At 40.4% G+C, this 18,585-nt stretch carries 17 protein-coding genes and 1 pseudogene; 3 read left to right on the plus strand and 15 right to left on the minus strand.

The annotated features are described in order from the left end of the window. The first annotated feature begins 197 nt into the window (after nucleotides 1-197). Nucleotides 198-527, plus strand: a complete 330-nt coding sequence (locus EIM92_RS18610; protein ID WP_164515154.1) for a hypothetical protein — start codon at nucleotides 198-200, stop codon at nucleotides 525-527. A gap of 797 nt (nucleotides 528-1,324) precedes the next feature. Next, on the plus strand, nucleotides 1,325-2,035 hold the full coding sequence (locus EIM92_RS18620; RefSeq protein ID WP_125084099.1) for an ABC transporter ATP-binding protein: 711 nt from the start codon (nucleotides 1,325-1,327) through the stop codon (nucleotides 2,033-2,035). A gap of 159 nt (nucleotides 2,036-2,194) precedes the next feature. On the opposite strand, the gene EIM92_RS18625 is transcribed toward EIM92_RS18620, so the two are convergent. The 9 genes from EIM92_RS18625 to EIM92_RS18660 form a co-directional block, all read right to left on the minus strand. Continuing rightward, on the minus strand, nucleotides 2,195-3,262 hold the full coding sequence (locus EIM92_RS18625) for a polysaccharide deacetylase family protein (RefSeq protein WP_125084100.1): 1,068 nt from the start codon (nucleotides 3,260-3,262) through the stop codon (nucleotides 2,195-2,197). Nucleotides 3,263-3,437: 175 nt separating this feature from the next. Beyond that, on the minus strand, nucleotides 3,438-4,502 hold the full coding sequence (locus EIM92_RS18630; RefSeq protein WP_125084101.1) for a glycoside hydrolase family 11 protein: 1,065 nt from the start codon (nucleotides 4,500-4,502) through the stop codon (nucleotides 3,438-3,440). 322 nt (nucleotides 4,503-4,824) lie between these two features. Continuing rightward, entirely contained in the window at nucleotides 4,825-5,874 is a 1,050-nt protein-coding gene (locus tag EIM92_RS18635) for a protein-glutamate methylesterase/protein-glutamine glutaminase (RefSeq protein WP_125084102.1), read from the minus strand. A gap of 20 nt (nucleotides 5,875-5,894) precedes the next feature. Next, nucleotides 5,895-6,707, minus strand: a complete 813-nt coding sequence (locus tag EIM92_RS18640; protein WP_125084103.1) for a CheR family methyltransferase — start codon at nucleotides 6,705-6,707, stop codon at nucleotides 5,895-5,897. A gap of 59 nt (nucleotides 6,708-6,766) precedes the next feature. Beyond that, a complete protein-coding gene (locus EIM92_RS23940; protein ID WP_211344388.1) occupies nucleotides 6,767-7,639 on the minus strand; it encodes a methyl-accepting chemotaxis protein in 873 nt (290 codons plus the stop codon). Continuing rightward, the gene (locus EIM92_RS23945; protein WP_211344389.1) at nucleotides 7,636-8,382 is read right to left on the minus strand and encodes an MCP four helix bundle domain-containing protein; all 747 of its coding nucleotides are present in this window, start codon (nucleotides 8,380-8,382) and stop codon (nucleotides 7,636-7,638) included. Before EIM92_RS23945 ends, EIM92_RS23940 begins: the two co-directional genes overlap by 4 nt. A gap of 137 nt (nucleotides 8,383-8,519) precedes the next feature. Further along, nucleotides 8,520-9,713 (minus strand): transposase, encoded by a 1,194-nt coding sequence (locus EIM92_RS18650; protein WP_125081308.1) that lies wholly within the window; start codon nucleotides 9,711-9,713, stop codon nucleotides 8,520-8,522. 286 nt (nucleotides 9,714-9,999) lie between these two features. Further along, on the minus strand, nucleotides 10,000-10,878 hold the full coding sequence (locus tag EIM92_RS18655) for a GNAT family N-acetyltransferase (RefSeq protein WP_125084104.1): 879 nt from the start codon (nucleotides 10,876-10,878) through the stop codon (nucleotides 10,000-10,002). Between the two features lie 79 nt (nucleotides 10,879-10,957). Then, nucleotides 10,958-11,590 (minus strand): hypothetical protein, encoded by a 633-nt coding sequence (locus EIM92_RS18660; RefSeq protein WP_125084105.1) that lies wholly within the window; start codon nucleotides 11,588-11,590, stop codon nucleotides 10,958-10,960. A gap of 280 nt (nucleotides 11,591-11,870) precedes the next feature. Here EIM92_RS18660 and EIM92_RS18665 point away from each other — a divergent pair, with 280 nt between their 5' ends. Further along, on the plus strand, nucleotides 11,871-13,229 hold the full coding sequence (locus EIM92_RS18665; RefSeq protein ID WP_125081064.1) for an IS4 family transposase: 1,359 nt from the start codon (nucleotides 11,871-11,873) through the stop codon (nucleotides 13,227-13,229). Here the strand turns inward: EIM92_RS18665 and EIM92_RS18670 are convergent. The 6 genes and pseudogenes from EIM92_RS18670 to EIM92_RS18695 all read right to left on the minus strand — a co-directional run bounded on the left by EIM92_RS18670 (nucleotide 13,199) and on the right by EIM92_RS18695 (nucleotide 18,452). Beyond that, nucleotides 13,199-13,822 carry a class I SAM-dependent methyltransferase gene (locus EIM92_RS18670; RefSeq protein WP_125084106.1) on the minus strand — a complete coding sequence of 208 codons (624 nt, stop codon included), beginning with the start codon at nucleotides 13,820-13,822 and terminating at the stop codon, nucleotides 13,199-13,201. The genes EIM92_RS18665 and EIM92_RS18670 overlap by 31 nt on opposite strands. Nucleotides 13,823-13,872: 50 nt before the next feature. Continuing rightward, a complete protein-coding gene (locus EIM92_RS18675; RefSeq protein WP_246021054.1) occupies nucleotides 13,873-14,295 on the minus strand; it encodes a hypothetical protein in 423 nt (140 codons plus the stop codon). 544 nt (nucleotides 14,296-14,839) lie between these two features. Further along, entirely contained in the window at nucleotides 14,840-15,307 is a 468-nt protein-coding gene (locus tag EIM92_RS18680) for a DinB family protein (RefSeq protein ID WP_125084107.1), read from the minus strand. A 247-nt stretch (nucleotides 15,308-15,554) separates the two neighbouring features. Beyond that, entirely contained in the window at nucleotides 15,555-16,112 is a 558-nt protein-coding gene (locus EIM92_RS18685; RefSeq protein ID WP_125084108.1) for a histidine phosphatase family protein, read from the minus strand. A 204-nt stretch (nucleotides 16,113-16,316) separates the two neighbouring features. Continuing rightward, a complete protein-coding gene (locus EIM92_RS18690) occupies nucleotides 16,317-17,813 on the minus strand; it encodes a serine hydrolase domain-containing protein (protein WP_164515155.1) in 1,497 nt (498 codons plus the stop codon). 207 nt (nucleotides 17,814-18,020) lie between these two features. Next, a pseudogene (locus EIM92_RS18695) lies at nucleotides 18,021-18,452 on the minus strand (GNAT family N-acetyltransferase). Nucleotides 18,453-18,585 lie beyond the last annotated feature (133 nt).

The following is an 18,585-nucleotide window of genomic DNA, read 5'->3' on the forward strand; positions in this document are numbered from 1 at the left end:
AAATTAAAATGAGCTCAAGCTTAAAGCTTTACGCATCCATTTATCTCGTTCGAATAAAGAATATCACATGGCGTGACTGCGTTATAACACTGTTGCTCCTCCTTTTTCTACCCCGTGGGATGTATCAGTTCACTACAATGTTAGCTGCCAAAGGCTTCTCACCCTCATTTATTACGGCAAGTTGGGGGATATTTGGCATGATCGTCGGCATCAGTCTGTTTGCCGCCAGCCTGATGATGGCGGAAATGCGATTCTTATGGTCGCTAGGACGAGGTCCTGGCTTTTTAACATCATATATGCTTTGCAAAAAGTCCCCCATTGTTCTAGCGATTGTCTGGATACTGCTTGGTCAGTTGTTCTGGTCCCCGTCTTATAGCATCGAACTAGCATTCCTAATGCTGTTTCTTGGACTCTCTTGTGCAGAACTGGTAGTCTATTGCTTCGTAGCGCTTAGAGAAATGACGAGAAAGCGAAAAACCAGAGCGCTGTCTTTAGCATTACTGATATTAACCCGTACTGGCTCTTAATCTTTCGATTATGATGCTGCCCATTATATCTGTGGTCCGGTTGATTGTTGCAATTGTCATTACCGCTCTGCAATACTACGCCGCTTACCGAGCGTCACACTTCACTTGGCCACTCATGATAAGCGCAGCGCCACCGGCTGAATCCTGCGCCAAACAGCATATCCTGTCCCGCTATCCGTTACTTCGTAAAGAGATTTATTTTTTAACCCGCTTCAAAGATATGTTTCCTTTACTTATTTCCGTATGTTTATTACAGCTCTTTACCTATTATGCAGCAGTTGATACCACGATAGTTGTCCCGGTAGGCGCAGCCCTATTGCTCTGGCTGATCAGCGACGTTTGGGTGATCGGAAGCTTTGTTAACGAAGGCAGGGGACTAGCACTATACACCGCTACCTTGGATGCCTGGCGTAGAGGATTAAGGGCAAAATGGCTTTTTTATGGGGCAATAGGCATAAGTACATCAATCGTTCACACCTTAGTCTGGCAATCCCGCTTAGCCTGGTCTTGGACGGCATGGTCGTTTCCCTATTTATGTGCGCAGAGCCTGTTGCTCACTTCCACGTTTATTTCATTCAGTTTGCTGGTTGGATACCACTTTACAACTCAAGGGCGTATTTCACTGCACGCTCAGTTGTTAATTACACTTTGCATGTTTTTGCTAATATACTTGCATCACGCGCATCTAGTTTTATTTTTATTCATCTCCGTAGCTATACAACTCGGATTCTATCAACTTTACCGCCGTATACCTAGCAGTCTTCCTGTCAAATTTCCAATATGAGGAGAGAATAATAATGATGAAAAAAAATTTAGCGCTGTCCCTTCAATTGAAGCAAGTCAGCTATGCTTACGAAGGCAAGCCCATCCTGCACAACATCGACTGGACCCTGCAGGGAGGAGAAATTACAGTCTTGCTCGGCCCCAACGGAGCAGGTAAAACGACGCTATTGCATTTGCTAGCAGGGATGAAGCCGGCACAGCAAGGTAGCATTTTACTCAACCAACAAGTAGTGCATTGGCAGGACCAGCAATATAAAAAACGTATTGGCTATATGATGGAGTTTCCGTTTCAGTATCCGTTTCTAACCGTGATCGAAATAATGCGACTCATCGGCCAACTGCGCGATGTCCCCACTGGTCAACTGGAGGAATCTATACAGTACTGGCTCAAGCATTTTTTGTTAGAATCCTACAGCAACTACCCGATTGGCGCTTTATCTCAAGGAACAGCCAGGCGGGTCGCATTAGCATCTCAGCTGCTGCACGAACCAGATATCCTTCTTCTGGATGAGCCGACCAATGGACTTGACCCAGATCAAGTCATTATCGTGCGTGATACATTACAACAATATTGCTCGCGGGGGGCTCTTATCCTCTTATCCACCCATATCATGGGACTGGCGGAAAAACTTTCGCATCAAGCTGCTATTTTACGAAATGGACGTATTGTATATGCTGGCGAGTCTGATGGAGATTTGGAAAGTCTATATGTAGCAAGTAAATAGTCTGCAGATTATTGTTGAAAGAAAGCTCACCAACAGCTCTCAGTTCTGCCAAGAATACCTACAAAAATCCCAGCAGGAAAGATCCCGCCAGGATTTTGTTAAAAAACGATCAGAATTCAAGTCAGAATTTTAAAAGGATCATTTACCGCTTCCGCATTATTAATGAATCTCCAAATAATCAATGTAAGCATCCCATGTTCCGTTATCGGCGGTTACCACGAGTTCAACCTCTTGATTTCCTGTCCCATGGCTTACATTATTCAGGGTATAAACCGCAGGACTGCTTCCGCCGAAATAGAAGGTCCCCTTCGTCTGTCCCCCGATTTTCAAATCGACTCTGGCCATATTGGAGTTATTAGAAGCCCCCCGGAGTGAAAAATTATGAGTGTCCGTCGTAAAATTCTGCGTAAATTTCACGGAATCATTGTTAGCATATAAAGCGACTCCGTTGAACGGCGAGCTGATATTCCCAGTGTACTGACCGCTTTTTCTCATACTTTCGGCTTCCACTTTCGTTCCTGTGCCTGGGGAAGGAGCTGGGTCGCCGTCCGGTGCAACAGCCCGACCAGTGCTTGGCGAGATCATGCCCGAGCAAAGGCCGCGACTTTTGAGGTTCTGTGCGATCTGCGGGATCGCTTGAAGTGTAGTTTGGTACTGCTCGTGCATCAGGATCACATCGCCGTTTTGCATTCGCCCCGCTGCGGCTACAATCTGGGCAGTACTGGCACCATTCCAATCCTGAGAGTCAACGTTCCACAACACTTCGGTAAGATTATTTTGATTCAAGATGGATTTCAAAGTCGCATTAGTCGCGCCGTATGGCGGACGAAATAGCTTTGGAGCAGTTCCCGTAATCGACTGGATCGTCTGCTGCGTCCGAGTGATTTCCGCAGATATCTGCGAGCTGCTCATTGACGTTAGGTTCGGGTGTGTATAAGAATGATTGCCGACCCACATGCCCGCGGCCACTTGATCTCGTACAAGAGACGGGTTATTCTGCACGTTTTGCCCGACGTTGAACATCGTTGCGCGCAATCCGGCTTGCTTCAACGCATGGAGCAGATTTGTCGTGTTATTAGGATTTGGACCATCGTCGAATGTCAGGGCTACGTAACCATTCGGGCAATTCGCATCGGCAGCATTGGCGGCTGGCACCATTGGAATGGAAAACAACGTACTGAAAAGCGCAAAAGCCAATGCACCTTTTGCTAGTTTTGCTTTGAACATCATAATACCTCCTCGCGATTAAATACTAATATAGTTGTTCCGTCATTTCGAACCACTTCAATCAAGCCGGGGTATCCACAAAATCCCGGCGGTTTAGATCCCGCAGGGATTTTACTTGGAATAACTCTCAGAGTTCAAATCAAAACTCAAAAGAATCATTTACCATTCGTAGATTTTAATGAATCTCCAAATAATCAATGAAAGCATCCCATGTCCCGTTATCGGCGGTTACCACGAGTTCAACCTCTTGATTTCCTGTCCCATGGCTTACATTATTTAGAGTATAGACCGCAGGACTGCTCCCGCCAAAATAGAAGGTTCCCTTCGTCTGTCCGCCGATCTTCAAATCAACCCTGGCCATGTTCGAGTTATTCGAAGCCCCGCGGAGTGAAAAGTTATGAGTGTCCGTCGTGAAATTCTGCGTGAATTTCACCGAATCATTGTTGGCGTATAAAGCGACTCCGTTGAACGGCGAGCTGATATTCCCAGTGTACTGACCACTTTTTGTCATACTCTCGGCTTCCACTTTTGTACCTGTACTTGGATTTGTACCGCTGCCGCCGATTGTAAGTGTATTACTGTACACATTCGCACTTCCACTGCTTTGATAACCTTCTACTGTGAGCGCAACTTCGTACATTTTGCCCATGGTCATCCCTAAACGTTCCCACGCCTTAAAATGCTCACTAACGGATATGGTTCCACTTGTGCGCTTCGATGTCCGGACACTCCAATACTGCTTGAAAGTTGCCGTACCTTTAATAGAAGGCTGATTGACTCTGGTCGTTTCATAGATATCATAAGTTCCGCCGTCTACATTAATGGTGCCCTTTGGCGATGCTCCCGGTGGACGCCAGCTGCCCCAGCTATCGACGATATAAAATTCTACAAGCGGGTCAACCGTCCACCCGTAAACAGTTAAATATGAATTACCGTTTGGCTGATAAGTTGCTCCGTACGTTATTGACATATTTCCAATCTGCTGATGTGTCTGAGTCTCGTTGAATTTCTTGCCTTTACGGAATAGAATATTATTGATATTGCTCCACTCGGCACTGAACGTACCGCCGCTACCGAGGACCATAGTTCCGTTTCCACTATCCTTCCAGTATTCATAATCGTAACCGTCATGAGTGCCGACGGAATTACTAGTAATCGTTTGAGCATGTACTACTCCAGGCAATGTAAGTACAAAGCAAAGTAAAAAAGCAACAAATAACTTCATTCTCTTTTGTTTCATTGTTACTCCTCCTTTTTAGCTAAACTATTCCTTAGCGTTTTCATTAGCGTAACTATGCTGCAACGCAGCCCGTAGTAGGTCACACTGATAAATTATCACTTCCTTCCATTATTGTAATTGGAAGGTATTTCAAATTTTATTTTATCAGATGGTTCCTGCCCATTCTTGTAATAAACTAAAGTTCATATCGTCAAAAACTTAGGTTTTTGTCCAATTTCGGCGGGATGAGGTATATTTATTTTTCGAATAGTCAAAAAAGTAAAACCCGTACCTAATTGGTACGGGTTGCTTTAACTCCGTGCTCAAATAACACCTGCTTCAATTACAACATCATACTTAATACCCGTGGAATGTTGGACAATGAACTTTGCTTCTCCACCGCCCCAAGCTCAAAGGCAACCTTGGGCATTCCATATACAACTGAGGATTGCTCATCCTGCCCAATCGTTCTGGCGCCTTTGCGCTTCATGGAGAGCAGCCCTTTGGCTCCGTCATACCCCATACCGGTCAGAATAATGCCGATTGACTGGCTTCCGGCCTCCTTGGCCACCGATTCAAATAGCACATCAATCGAGGGACAGTGCCGATTCACCTTCTCCCCGTGAAAGCACTCCACCTTGAACTGATCCCCGGTTCTTCTGACACGCATATGCTGATCGCCTGGGGCAATAAGAACTTTCCCCTTTTCAATCCTATCTCCGGTTTCCGCTTCTTTTATATGAAAGGGAAAGGTCTTGTTCAATCGTTCCGCGAACATTTTCGAGAACATCGGGGGGATATGCTGAACAATGACGATACCGGGTATGTCGTGTGGAAGCGATTTTAATATCGCTTGTATCGCCTCTGTTCCACCTGTAGAAGCACCAATGGCAATCAGTTTCGTCGTAGTCTGCTTTGAAGCAGCCGACTTCATAGTAGCCATTGAAGGATTGCTGCCTGCAACCTCTGACATGGAGTTCTTTACAGGATGTACCATTTTAGCTTTGGAGGCAATCTTAATTTTCTCGATCAGTTCTTCTATAAAGTTCTCTACATTAGATAGTTGAGAATCCGGCTTGGATATAAAATCAATCGCACCAGCATTCAAAGCATCAAACACAGATGTACTGATAGCACTTACCACAATTACCGGAAGCGAATATTGGGGCAGCAACCTCCTGAGAAATTCAATCCCATTCATTCGCGGCATTTGAACATCACAGATCATAATATTCGGATGATATTTCAAAATTTTATCCCTCGCCTCGTAGGGATCCCCTGCCGTGGCAATTACTTCTATTTGAGGATCGGTCGTAATCCCTCTGGAAATGACTTCGCGAAATACCATAGAATCATCCACAACCAGAACCTTGATTTTTTCTCCCACCAGCATACGGGCAACACTCCAAATCGTTACTCTTTTCGATAAACGGCCGGCATCACATATTTGAACCTGGTGTCTTCTCTATTTATAGTTTCAGAGTGCCCAATAAATAGATATCCTCCGGGCTCCAAACTGTCATAAAATTTACGGATCAAATTCATTTTTGTGTCAGCGTCAAAATAAATCATCACATTCCTACAAAAAATAACATGGAATTTCTTCTTGAACGGAAACGACTCCATTAAATTAAATCGTCGAAACACAACTTCTTTCTTGATTTTGTTTGACACTTCATAGTGGTTGTCCGCATGCCGTTTAAAATAGGAATGCCTCCATCGTTTCGGCAATAGAGCGACTGCTTCACTGCTGTATATTCCTTTCTTGGCTCGATTTAACACCTTCTCGGAAATATCCGTTGCCAGAAGCTGCGTATCCCAGCCAATTCGTGCACTTCCAAGATATTCATCAATCAGGATAGCCAAGGTATAAGGTTCTTCTCCCGAAGAACAACCGGCGCTCCATACCCTCAGATCTTTATCCCTAACCCTGGGCAATAGAGAGGAAAGAACGGTATCCCTGAAGTAGTTGAAGTGGTCTGCCTCCCTCATAAAGAAGGTATGATTGGTTGTCATCTGATTTATAAAGGTTTTGGCAGCCTCCCCACTCTTATCAGCTATGATATAGTCCAAATAATCTGAAAAATTATTGATATTCAGCCTTTGCATAACCTGGCCCAATCTTCCCACAACAAGAATCTTTTTTTCATTATTCAGGTGAATTCCATAATTCACCTTGATGAAGTGGGCAACTCGCCGAAATTCTTTATCCGATATTTCAAACATACTTTCACCCCACAGTAAACGGAAGAGAGAGCCATTGGACTCTCTCCGCACCTCAACCCTTAATATTTGCCGAATTCACTGTCACTTAAATCAATTTTCGTAGGTTTAGCAACTGCAGCATCGCTGTTGGATTCGTTATTAGATTGATATCCAGCTTTCTTTTCAGACATTTTCTCGAACAATTCCAGGAGCTCAGGACTGATATCTTCAATTGCTTTATGGGAACCGCCCTGGCTTTTTAAATTAAACCGGTTGACCTGCTCCTCCAACAGAGCTGCCTGACTAGCCAGTTCTTCACTTGTAGCTGCACTTTCTTCCAATGTAGCCGAGTTTGTCTGCACTACCTGAGAAACCTGCATGATACCTTGATTAATCTGATTGATTCCGATGGACTGCTCATTAGATGCCGTAGCGATATCACCAATGAGTGTGGCAACCTTTGCAACGTCATCAACAATCTGTTGGAGCGCATTTGCCGTTTCATTCGCAATTTTCGTCCCGCCCTCGGCCTTTTTAATCGACCCTTCTATCATTTCGGTCGTTTCCTTGGCTGCATTTGCAGATCTTGCAGCAAGATTCCGAACCTCTTCGGCGACGACTGCGAAGCCCTTGCCGTGTTGTCCGGCTCTTGCCGCTTCAACAGCCGCATTCAAAGCCAATATATTCGTCTGGAAGGCAATCTCGTCAATGACTTTAATAATTTTTGAAATATTTTCCGAAGCCAGATTGATTTCGTCCATGGCGCTTAGCATTTCCTTCATTTGATTGTTGCCGATAATCGCATTTTGTTTCGCTGCTTCTGCAAGCTCGTTGGCTTCATTCGAAGAATCTGCATTTTGACGGGTTTGTGAAGCAATCTCTTCAATAGAGGCCGTCAATTGTTCCACAGAGCTGGCTTGTTCCGTTGACCCTTGCGACAAAGAAACACTCATTGCGGACACTTGCTTCGAACCTGTAGCAACCTGCTCAGCTGCATTTTGAATACTACGTTCAAATCCCCATCGGCAATCTTATCTGCTGAGTCAACCAGTTTTCTAACTGGCTTGCTGATCATTCTGGAAATGAATATGCCAAATCCAATATATACTATCATTATCAAGGCAATAACAATAACCATAATAATACCGGTTCTTTCCGTTTGAACCGTCAGTTGTCTAGATATCTCGGCCCCATTTTTCTTTCTTAAATCAAACATATCCTGGATGGCATTCTCAGTATCCCTTGCGTATTGGTCTCCTTCAGTTATAAGCATAGCTATCGCCTGTTCATTCTGGCCAGAGAGCGACAGGTTGATAACCTCGTCCCGGGCCTTATTGTATTGCTCCAAATTATTCCGCAATGACATATAAGCTTCATATGTATTCTCTGTTTGGATGGAATTCCCAAATTTATCGAGGTTACTCTCCATTACTTTTTCTATTTGTTGAATTTCATTATTTAGCGCTTTTTTCTCTTCTATATCATCCGTTAGCAGAATATTGGTCAGTCTGACCCGGATACTATTAAAGTCGATACCGGCTGAACCCAAATCTCCAAGTGACACGCCATAGTTTTCGTATAAATGCGTATAATCCTTATCCACACTCTGCATATTCCTTAAACCGAATACACCCAAAGCACCCGCTAATATAGATACAATGATAAATGACGAAATTAATTTTGTCGCTATTTTCATATTTGAGCATTTTGCATAATTCCCTATTTGAGAATTGAATAGCAGAACCTAGACCTAGTTGGTGGTGCATTTTCAGCTAAATCCACTCGGTTTTCAAAAATGGGCAGACCTGCAGAATTTTCTGCGCATTCAAAATTTTAAGCAGCGACTTTTCTGTATTTCTGAGCCATTGCCAGGGCAGAAGCCAGCAATACAATTGCATTTAAATATTGGTGAGTTATGACTTTCTCTATGCCCCAAACATGCATGGCGTCTGCGGTCAAATAGGTTTTCATTCGGGAGTTGCAGCGTTCTACACTCGTTCTTTCTTTGTAAAGTTCTTGCCAACGTTTCGTGTTCCGGTGCGGACTTGAATAACGGCGCAAATCGCTTTTTGTATCAACCTTGAGCACCATTCCATAGTTGGAAGATGAACAGGCTGCCATCCCCAGCGGACAATCCACCTTGCCGGTCGCATGGGGACACCGGAATTTCAGGTGATCGCCATCTACTCCCCAGTATGTCATGGCAAAACCCATGGAGCAGCAAGGTGTACCGTTAGATGTTATACCTGCAGGCGGTTCCTTCTCATTGCGAAGATTCATCGGGATAATCGCTTGCGCTTTGAGCTTCCGTGCCGCTTCATAGTTTTTAAGTTGGTCATACCCAGCATCAAACACAAAGAACTTCACTTTCGCATCGGCAGCCACTTGTTCCATAAGAGCGGGTGCCAGATCACCGTCATTGACATGAGCCGGTGTAACCGAGAGGGCCAGGGGCAGTTCGCTAGCGGTGTCGACAGCAAGATGAAGCTTATAGCCGAACCACTTGACCTTGTTACCAAAGGAGTCAAACTTCGCGCCCCAGTTGGCATTCCCCGTCAGCTCACTTTTGCGCTTCGGCTGTTTCTTCTCGTAGGCATGGATCGCTGCGCTGTCCATCGCCACGTGACTTCCATCGATGATTCCTTCCTGCTTACAGCGTGTGACGAGATCCTCAAACAGACGTTTTGCCAATCCCTTATTCGTTAGCTCAGTGAAAACGCGGCTTAATGTGGCGATTGATGGAGCTTTTCGATCAAGCCTGAGTCCGCATTGGTAACGGAAACGAAGATCCATATCCAGACGACGATGCAAGCCACTAAATGTATCCATGTTCTCCAGCGGCGCTGCAAGCAATGCGCGAAGAATCCCTTGTCGGCAGTGCCCATCGGCACCTCGGGGTGAATGACTTCTCAAATCTTTAGCATATGGCCGTAAGTCCAGGGCACTGAAGAAGATAGGCAAACGTTCTTTAAATTCAAGTTTTTGAAGTTCTTCAAAGGAAAATAGACTTTCTTGTAGAATATACATAGTGACTTCTCCCCCTTGGGTTTTCTTGTTTTGTCACTTGAAAACTTCTCCAAGTTGGGGTGAAGTCCTTTTTTTATGTTTGAAAACCTTTGTCTAGCAAGGGCTCAGGTTAATGCAAAATGCTCAATTAAATATCTATGCTGTTTGAATCAAAAAATACTTTACACAGGTATGTACAAATCATTCTTAGATGATCATATGAAGAAATACAAAATGACCCAACCAAAATTGCTCTAATCTTGGCTGGGTTGGCTACAGACGGCATAAAAGTAAGTTGGTTTTATTTTTATTTATGCCAATAAAAAGTATAATGTGAGTGCTGGTAAAAGCCTAATGACTTATAAAAATGATCATCGGAGATAACATACGCTTTTCTCGCCCCTAGGGTGCCACATCTTTTCAATGCCTCCAAAAGAACCGCTCTCCCCAGCCCCTTGTTTCGATATTGAGGGATAGTACACACTGGCTCGATATAAGCATAATCCGTATTCAAATTGTACCAGCAACCACAATAGGCAACATACTCACCCTCTTCATTTTCTGCAACAGTATGCAAGTATGAATTTAGATGAGGCGCTGAAAGCATTCTTTTTTGCTGATTAATAGTCGTTTCATCATTGGGCATCATCCCATCATGTCCAAATCCCAACCATAGTACTTTTTGATGTTTATACAAATCACTTTTAAGATCAAGGCTTTTTATTACGATTCCTTGAGGGATAGCATACTCAAAGCAAAAACTTTCGAACGTACACTCAAGTATGTTTTCTATGTTGTTATTTCTTTCAAATTGATAACTGCGTAATAAATCTATTGTTTTCGTATCCGTATCATTAACTGCAATTCCAAGGCCATCTCCATCGCTGAAGTTATTTACGGCATATTCTAATACATTTTTTTCAAGACCTGAATACCCTTTCTTAACTGCAAAAAATGCCTCGCCAAAATAATGGTCATAGGTTGTCATACCTACTAATTCATTGTTATTAAACCATAATCCTATTTTATTTGATAATTCATTATTAAAATCAGGGTGAAACACCATCCATTCCCATCTGGACCAATTCCAATTCATATGCCTGCGGTCGTCTTTAGATATTTCTATCAGGAAGTTACAAACTGTATCGTAATAAGAATGATCATAATTTCTAAAAATGGTTCTCATTAATTCTTCCTCCATACAGTAGTTCTACATGAGCATTCTAACTACCCTTGTTTTGTTACAGGGAATCTTAACACGGTTTTCAGTAATCATTTCTTTTTTCCACTTTTATTTTCAATAATAAGACTGTTAAGTCCTCGTCAATCATTTGTTTTATTGAATTCAATTCTTGATAGTCATAAGTTCTTAAAGTACGCTCACCTACTCGATAAACTGCTAGTATTTTGGTTTCTTCCGTTTCTAAACCAATGGGTCCACTACCAATGGCATAATCCCAGGTACTAATAGTTCCTCTTATGGAGAATTTAATGTCATCTATAGTATGAGGGGGGATGTTTCCTGATGGAGAATATAAAAAGAATGATGGATTATCGCTACTAGGGTTTATAATTCCAAACCCCATATGACCTTCTTCAATTTCATTAGGACTTAATCCATAGGACATTTCAGTTAGATGAATAGGTTCAGTACTCCCGTTTTTATACCCCTCAAGCCAAACAGTTACCCAACTTTGATTTGCATATGGTAACTTTAGTTTATAATCAAATAAAATCCCCAAACCAATTTGTTCAAATACCCGTTCGTTTTCTGAGTTGATATTCGCAGATATATAAGCAATTTTCTCTTCTTTATTAATTTGATTGCTGCACCCAGCTATAATTAAAAATAAAGCCAAGAGCATCGTTGACGAAATAATTAAATGATTTTTTCTCATACCGCTCCTCTTTTCGATTTATCAATAACTAGATCAGATCCTCGTAATTCACTAATTCAACATAAAAGAAATCTGATGAAAAGATCAGTTTCTCCTCTCACTTTTATTTCTTTAATATATAATCTCAACTTTCGCAGAGCGAAAATCGGCTTACTTGCTTGATGTGATTAGATAAACCCTGATTAGAATATGGATGTTGCAATAATAGAAAAACACCGCTTCATTTGGTAAAGTGAGAGTGTCGAATCAATCACTACCATACAGAAGAGGTGTCCTCTACATGATAGAGCAAAGCATATTACAAAATCAACTTCCAAATGAAATTAAACCCGCTTTTAAAGAGCTGAAAGTATTGCAACATTTAAGAACAGCTGGATTTAAAAAGAGATTTGGTTATACCTGTTCGTTTTTATTCCAGCTTGTCTTTGTCCTTTTGTTTCACCACAAAAACTGGTTCCGCCTGTTGGAAAGCGAGAAAGGTGATACGTTTCCTGGGAAGGATGCGATCTATCGATTCCTGAATCACAGCGGCTATGCATGGCGCAAATTTCTGTCATTGCTTAGTTCCTCCACTATCGATAAAATTCGCCCACTGACAGGTGAAGATCGCATGTCTGCATTTGTTGTTGACGACTCCATGTTTGAGCGCAATCGTAGCAAGAAGGTTGAACTGCTTTCTCGATTTAAAGATCATGCAACGGGTTCCTTTTATAAAGGATTTCGGATGCTTACGCTAGGCTGGTCGGATGGTCATACGTTTATTCCCGTTGACTTCTCCTTGCTAGCTTCGATGAAATCGCAAATAAATGGGATCATGCAAGGGATCGACAAGAGAACGTCTGGCTACAAGCGTCGGGTCGAAGCTTTGCTTCCTGCTCCTGAAATTATTCCATCGATGATTGATCGTGCGCTTTCCGCTGGTGTGCAGGCTTCATACGTGCTAATGGATAGTTGGTTCACACATGCTCCATTAATCCAAGCCATCGTTGATCGAGGCCTAGATGTGATCGGCATGGTCAAAGCGGATAAGAAGCGTTATCTTGTTGACGAACGCCGATTATCTTTGCAAGAACTTTATTATGAAGCCATCCCTGTTCAAGGAAAAAACAAGGGAATCTTACGCTCTATCCGTACCGAGTTGTCTCCAGGGATTCCAGTCATGATGGTTTTCGTGCGTCACCGCTCAAAAAAGAAAGAATGGCTTGCCATTCTATGCACCGACCTAACGATTTCGGAAGAAAAAATGATTCAGATATACGGCATTCGCTGGGATATCGAAGTCTTCTTTAAGTGTGCCAAATCCTTACTGCGCCTACAAAAAGAGTTTCAAGGACGCTCATATGATCTCCTTATCAGCCATACCACGATTGTTTTTTCACGGTATATTTTGCTAGCGTGGCAACACCGACAAAGTACCGACAACCGTACGCTTGGTGGCTTGTTTTATTTGCTATGTGATGAAGTAGGTCAGCTAGATTGGGCTGTAGCCTTAAAACAACTGATTGAATTAATCGAAGATATCTCCAAGAAAGCCAGTAAGAAGATCACAACACTCATTCAAACACAACTACAGCAATGGATCGCTGGCTTGCCCAGTTACATCAAGGCTTATTTGCCGATTTCAAGCTGCGAAAGTTGAGTATAATCAATAAATCCTTGTCGAATTTTCTTGCCCTCATATATTCTTTCTACAACTCGTTCTTCTTTATAAATCAATTTCAGCTCATCAAATAACAAGTCTGCCTCATTATAGTCATAATATGAATGGATTACAGGCTCATCATCTTCAATTTGTTCATATTGGTTATTTCCTAAATCTACACCTTCACCAACTCGAAAATCTTTTAACGTAAGAAAATTTACGAACATTAATCCATGGGGTTGAAGCACTCTTTTCATTTCATTTAATGCCTTCTTCACATCTTCTTTCTTCATATGAAAAATCGAATTGTAAGAGTATACAAAGCTAAATGACTCGTCATTTAAGGGCAAGTTTCTCATATCACCCTGTTGTATATTTAATTTTTGTTTTCTCTTCTCTGCAAATTGATTGGCTTGTTGAATTTGTTCAATATTCAATTCTATTCCACTTGTTGTGTATCCATAACTTGCAAATAAACTTAATGGCGGTGAATCTCCTCCAGCCCCGCAATCTAATACAGTCCTCTTCAGTCCACTCTCATTACAGAGCGCCAAGTATCTATATAGTGGTACTTGTTTGAATATTTCCATACGTCTCCCTCATCCTATGCTTTTAATAGTTTTATTTTTCACTTCTTAGATTACATTAAAAATTTCTTTACCTTGTCTTCCCCAAAATAAAAGCCTTTAAGCTGTTTATCTAAGAACTCCTTTAAGTTTTTTTGAGTGATTGTATAGATTACTTGGTCAGTCCTCACATCTGTTCTTGTTATATAAATTCTTTCTAGATCATATTGAATTCTTATTTCATTTCTATCCTTTAATCTAAAAACAATCCCTGTGCTGATGTTTGTGTTTGATTGCATTTGATTCAACTCTATAACATCTGAATCAGGTACAGAATTAATCCAATTTACAATATTATTAATATCAACCTCACTTAATTCTACTTTTATCCAATCGACAAATACACCCGATTCGTTTCTGATATATAGTGCTTTAAACATCTCGGTCTTAGCTACTTGCTTTACTTGAATTTTTTTATTTAACTTTGACTCACTCATGAAATTATTCATCTCTATTAGAAAAATATATAGTGTCACTATAGCGAGTAAAAAGATAATAAATGCTCTCATATGTCTTTGTTTATTTAATATTGCACTCTCCCCATTTATAATCAGTATCACACTCAGAATGAATGCATAGCGATTCCTGCATCTGAAATACTAAGAAATCTATAACAGGTGTTAAATGATGTACCAAACTACTACGATTGCTACAATCAATTCACTACTAAACAAAAAGAACACCAAGTAATTTCTACACTTGATGTTCTTCAATCCCTTGTTGAATATTCTCTTCCTTATATTTACCATCTGAAGTTTTAAACCCAAATCAATCAATTCTTCTTGCCATACTTTACAGAGCTTCCATTTAAACAAAGTAAAAGCAGCACTTTGCCCTGACCTTCATACCGCCTTAGAACCTAGGCAATGGATTGAGACCCTACCTGCTTTGATAGCCTCAGTGGCATATTTACCGCTCAACCGGCGGCTGGTCAAAGTATGTTGAACGTCGCTACCTGACATCTCACAATCTTATTATTATCTAACCATCCAATGCCATTTCATTTACGATCTGCTGTGGAATTTGGATATCCGTTGCATAACAGAAGCCAATGATTTGACCGATATGCATTTGTTCATGTCCTGTCATGGCTGATAAATGACGATGAATATTCCAGTCTTGACCATGCCAGTTAATGATTTCTGTCCCATTACAATTCTCCAAAATTTCCTCAAGTATAGAATCGTATTTTTCCATCTCTGTTAGAAGTCCGCTTTTTGAATTATCAGCAACTTTATCGTAGTTAAAGCTGATATCACCCGTTTGTATTCCTTTAATATAGCAGGATTGAATCTGAACAAGCTCCTCGCATTGTTTTCTAATCGAGTTTAACTTTTTTCTCGGAAACGGTTTATCCAGATCTGTATCACTTAACTCCTGAACGAAGCTCTTCACAATTCCTCTAGTATATTGCCAATCTTCAAATAGTCCCTTAATCGAATCTAACATACCATAACCTCCCTAATGTTATATCATATATCATTTCCGGTTCCAATACTTCAACAAAACATCCAAAAGACACAATGTACCTGTATACCACTTCTGCTACAAAAAGCACATCGATATCTCTGTTAATGATTCTAGTAGAAACTCCAAATCTATCATTAGACAACATCTAATGAGTTACCCTCAAATAGTCTTTTGTTTTTTGCTCATCCCAGTCGTACATTTCCAAAAGTAATTCATATACGAGGAACTACTCCCACATTTTTATAACTTCTATTAATTCATTTCCTTCTAATCTAAGCTTATAAATATCAGGCATCGAGGTCGATTCCCAAAAGATATAATCATATTGTTTATCAAAATAATTCAGCATCAATGTCATAATGTCACCATGAGTTCCAACTACTATCTTCTTTCCTAAGTTTCTATCAATGATACTTGTAATGACTCTTACCGCTCGCTTCTGCGCTTCAATACTAGACTCTCCCCCTGGAAAAGCAAAGTCCATCGCTTTATAAACTTGAAACTTTGCTTCTTTAAATGTACGGGGTGAGAAATCTCCAATTGTTCTTTCTCTTAAATCTTCTTCTATTTCTATTTCCTTTCTATATTCATTTGCTGCTGAACGGATCGTTTCTATTGATCTTTCATAGGGACTTGAAACAAACAGATCTATGTCTTCCGATTTCAATACAGTTCGTATCGTTTCTGCATCTTTCATTCCTTGCTCTGATAATCCTCTAGTTCTTTCCTTACCTTCAACAAATACAGATTCAGCATGTCTAACAAAATATAATATGGTTTCCATTGCTGCTGTATCACCGCTTTCATTAATCTGTTATGCATGATTTTACCTAACGTTCTTGTATTCACGAAACGCCCCAGCCCTTCGATAGCTCTTATCTTAGGCTGGGTTGTTTGTTGTCGTCTGCTATATCTACCATGATTATACATCTGACAACGAAAGGGGAGATAACAAGGCTTAGCAATTCGATGACATCTTTCTTGTCTTTTACAAACCACTTCTAATTATTGCCATTTTTCTAATATTAATTATTATCGATAAAATACAATTGATAGTAGTAAGACCTATCCACATATATACTGAATACGACATCCATACCCCAATCATTAAATAGTCTAAGTTTAATAAAAATGGCCAAATAATTACCAATACCAATAGCATAACTCTTAAGATTAGTGCGATACTATTTGCTGTTATTTTTCTAAACCTCGTCTTCTCATCATTAATAATTGGCTTTATTCCTCTAACGAGCTTAATGGCTTGAAAACATAAGATAACGACAGCTATTATTACTAAGAATGAAAATACCAAATCAATTAATAGATACACATCATCATAATTAAATTTATTCATATGATTTCCATTCATATTCTCATATGTATTACTAGCAATTAGCGAAGGTGCAGTTGAATTCATATTAGCCAGTACAAAAATGCCCTGCTGCTTTTCTAAATCAATAATAGCCTGTGAGGAATAATTAGGATTAGCTCCATTATGACTAACAACTCTATTTTTAGTATCAATAGTCCATCCAAATGAATAGTATTGATTTTTTTCTTCATATCCAGCCGTTTTTATGTCGATTTCATGGGATTTTTGAATAGCATTCATTAGATTATCCGGTATCTCGTCGATTCCCATCTGGGCATTAATCCAACGTCCTATATCCTTTGAATTTGTTACCAAATATCCTGCTGCAATATTACCATAGTATCTAGGGGCATCATATTCTAAGCTTCTTCCAAAAAAAACACGATATCCCTTAGTAAGTTTATCAGATTCCTTTTCCTGACCTGTTGAAAAATAACTGTCTATCATTTTTAATGGAACCAGTATGTTTTCAGTCACATAATCCTGATAACTTTTACCTGTAACTTCTTCAATAATCATCGCTAAAACATCATAATTAACGGTTGCATAATTATATTCTGTCCCAGGGTATGTATCTAGTGCAATGTCTGAAATATTATGTATGGTCTTTTCAAGCATATCCTCTGTAGTTCCTTCTGGTATTAACCGAATACTCCATGACGGAATTCCACTTGTATGTGCTAGCAACTGATTAATACTAATATTAACCTTCTCCCCCTTAAAGGTTGGCTCAAACCAAGGAATATAATCTGAAATATAATCTGAGTAAGATAAGTATCCCTCATCTGCTAACAAAATGATGGCCAATGCCGTAAACGCCTTAGTCGTTGATCCCAATTCAAACAATGATTCTTCACGAACCATCTTATTATTATTAACATCTGCATATCCGTAAAACTTATATTTTGTCTCACCCTGCTCTGATACTATCACAGCCACTCCTGGAGTCGCTGTTTTGGCCATTATGGTTTCCACCATATTATCCTCATTATCATAATTCCCGGAATTGAACAAAGTTCCAAGTTCATTCCAACAAGCAATCATAGTAATTATCACAATAGACAGCATGGCATAGGCTATAAATGAACCTATTCTACTTCGTATTGTCTTCATTGTAATTCTCCCTTTTGTAACTCTCAAATCCCTCTCATTACTTTCCACTCTGTTCATTCTCTCTAAATTGTTATGAAGAGATCGATATCTTGGACTCCATGAACTACAGACAATGCGACCACTCTCTTCCCGCATTATTACCGACAAGCCCGGGGCGTATTTAATTAAATCTTTAATCATATTTGCTTTCTTAAGCGGGTCAGTAACCTAAAAATAATTTACGAATCTTACCCCAGTGTCCTCATACTAGTTCCTTATAACAACTATGTGCTTCATTTATTCTTTTATGTCCGGTTACTAACCAAGTTCCTTTACATTGATTTTGTTTAGCAAGATCTTCAGCATATTTCATTAAAGTCCTACCGATGCCTTTTCGTTTTACTTCTGCATCTACTACTATTACAGAAATCTCGCCAAATCTTATAACATCTTCTATGTTCTCTCGAATTCTAAATCCTAAAACACCTAATATCCTCCCTCCTTCTTCATAAACATACAAAGAATCAAAAGGACTCTGAGCTACAAAATTCAATCTCTCCTCCATTTGTTTTTCAGTAATTTCTCGATTTGATAGTTGCGTCTTAACTGACTTAATGAATTACAATCAGAAATTGTAGCCTCCCTAATTATATAATTCACAAATAAACTCCCCCTCCTTATGATGAACAAGCAGAACGTACATATCCTTGAGCCTTGCCCATCAGTAATCCAAGTATATTTCCTCGGCAGAACTGAATCGTTAATATAGGTCGATCACAAAAGCTCAACCACC

The organism is Paenibacillus lentus, assembly GCF_003931855.1.
GTDB lineage: Bacteria > Bacillota > Bacilli > Paenibacillales > Paenibacillaceae > Fontibacillus > Fontibacillus lentus.

What these genes read in the sequence shown, in the direction of transcription:
- EIM92_RS18670 (WP_125084106.1), bottom strand. Translation starts at nt 13,822, where the DNA reads ATGGAAATATTCAAACAAGTACCACTATATAGATACTTGGCGCTCTGT.
- EIM92_RS18655 (WP_125084104.1), bottom strand. Translation starts at nt 10,878, where the DNA reads ATGAGAACCATTTTTAGAAATTATGATCATTCTTATTACGATACAGTT.
- EIM92_RS18690 (WP_164515155.1), bottom strand. Translation starts at nt 17,813, where the DNA reads ATGAAGACAATACGAAGTAGAATAGGTTCATTTATAGCCTATGCCATG.
- EIM92_RS23945 (WP_211344389.1), bottom strand. Translation starts at nt 8,382, where the DNA reads ATGAAAATAGCGACAAAATTAATTTCGTCATTTATCATTGTATCTATA.
- EIM92_RS18675 (WP_246021054.1), bottom strand. Translation starts at nt 14,295, where the DNA reads ATGAGTGAGTCAAAGTTAAATAAAAAAATTCAAGTAAAGCAAGTAGCT.
- EIM92_RS18625 (WP_125084100.1), bottom strand. Translation starts at nt 3,262, where the DNA reads ATGTTCAAAGCAAAACTAGCAAAAGGTGCATTGGCTTTTGCGCTTTTC.
- EIM92_RS18685 (WP_125084108.1), bottom strand. Translation starts at nt 16,112, where the DNA reads ATGGAAACCATATTATATTTTGTTAGACATGCTGAATCTGTATTTGTT.
- EIM92_RS18620 (WP_125084099.1), top strand. Translation starts at nt 1,325, where the DNA reads ATGATGAAAAAAAATTTAGCGCTGTCCCTTCAATTGAAGCAAGTCAGC.
- EIM92_RS18630 (WP_125084101.1), bottom strand. Translation starts at nt 4,502, where the DNA reads ATGAAACAAAAGAGAATGAAGTTATTTGTTGCTTTTTTACTTTGCTTT.
- EIM92_RS18610 (WP_164515154.1), top strand. Translation starts at nt 198, where the DNA reads ATGATCGTCGGCATCAGTCTGTTTGCCGCCAGCCTGATGATGGCGGAA.
- EIM92_RS18640 (WP_125084103.1), bottom strand. Translation starts at nt 6,707, where the DNA reads ATGTTTGAAATATCGGATAAAGAATTTCGGCGAGTTGCCCACTTCATC.
- EIM92_RS18680 (WP_125084107.1), bottom strand. Translation starts at nt 15,307, where the DNA reads ATGTTAGATTCGATTAAGGGACTATTTGAAGATTGGCAATATACTAGA.
- EIM92_RS18635 (WP_125084102.1), bottom strand. Translation starts at nt 5,874, where the DNA reads ATGCTGGTGGGAGAAAAAATCAAGGTTCTGGTTGTGGATGATTCTATG.
- EIM92_RS18665 (WP_125081064.1), top strand. Translation starts at nt 11,871, where the DNA reads ATGATAGAGCAAAGCATATTACAAAATCAACTTCCAAATGAAATTAAA.
- EIM92_RS23940 (WP_211344388.1), bottom strand. Translation starts at nt 7,639, where the DNA reads ATGAGTGTTTCTTTGTCGCAAGGGTCAACGGAACAAGCCAGCTCTGTG.
- EIM92_RS18650 (WP_125081308.1), bottom strand. Translation starts at nt 9,713, where the DNA reads ATGTATATTCTACAAGAAAGTCTATTTTCCTTTGAAGAACTTCAAAAA.
- EIM92_RS18660 (WP_125084105.1), bottom strand. Translation starts at nt 11,590, where the DNA reads ATGAGAAAAAATCATTTAATTATTTCGTCAACGATGCTCTTGGCTTTA.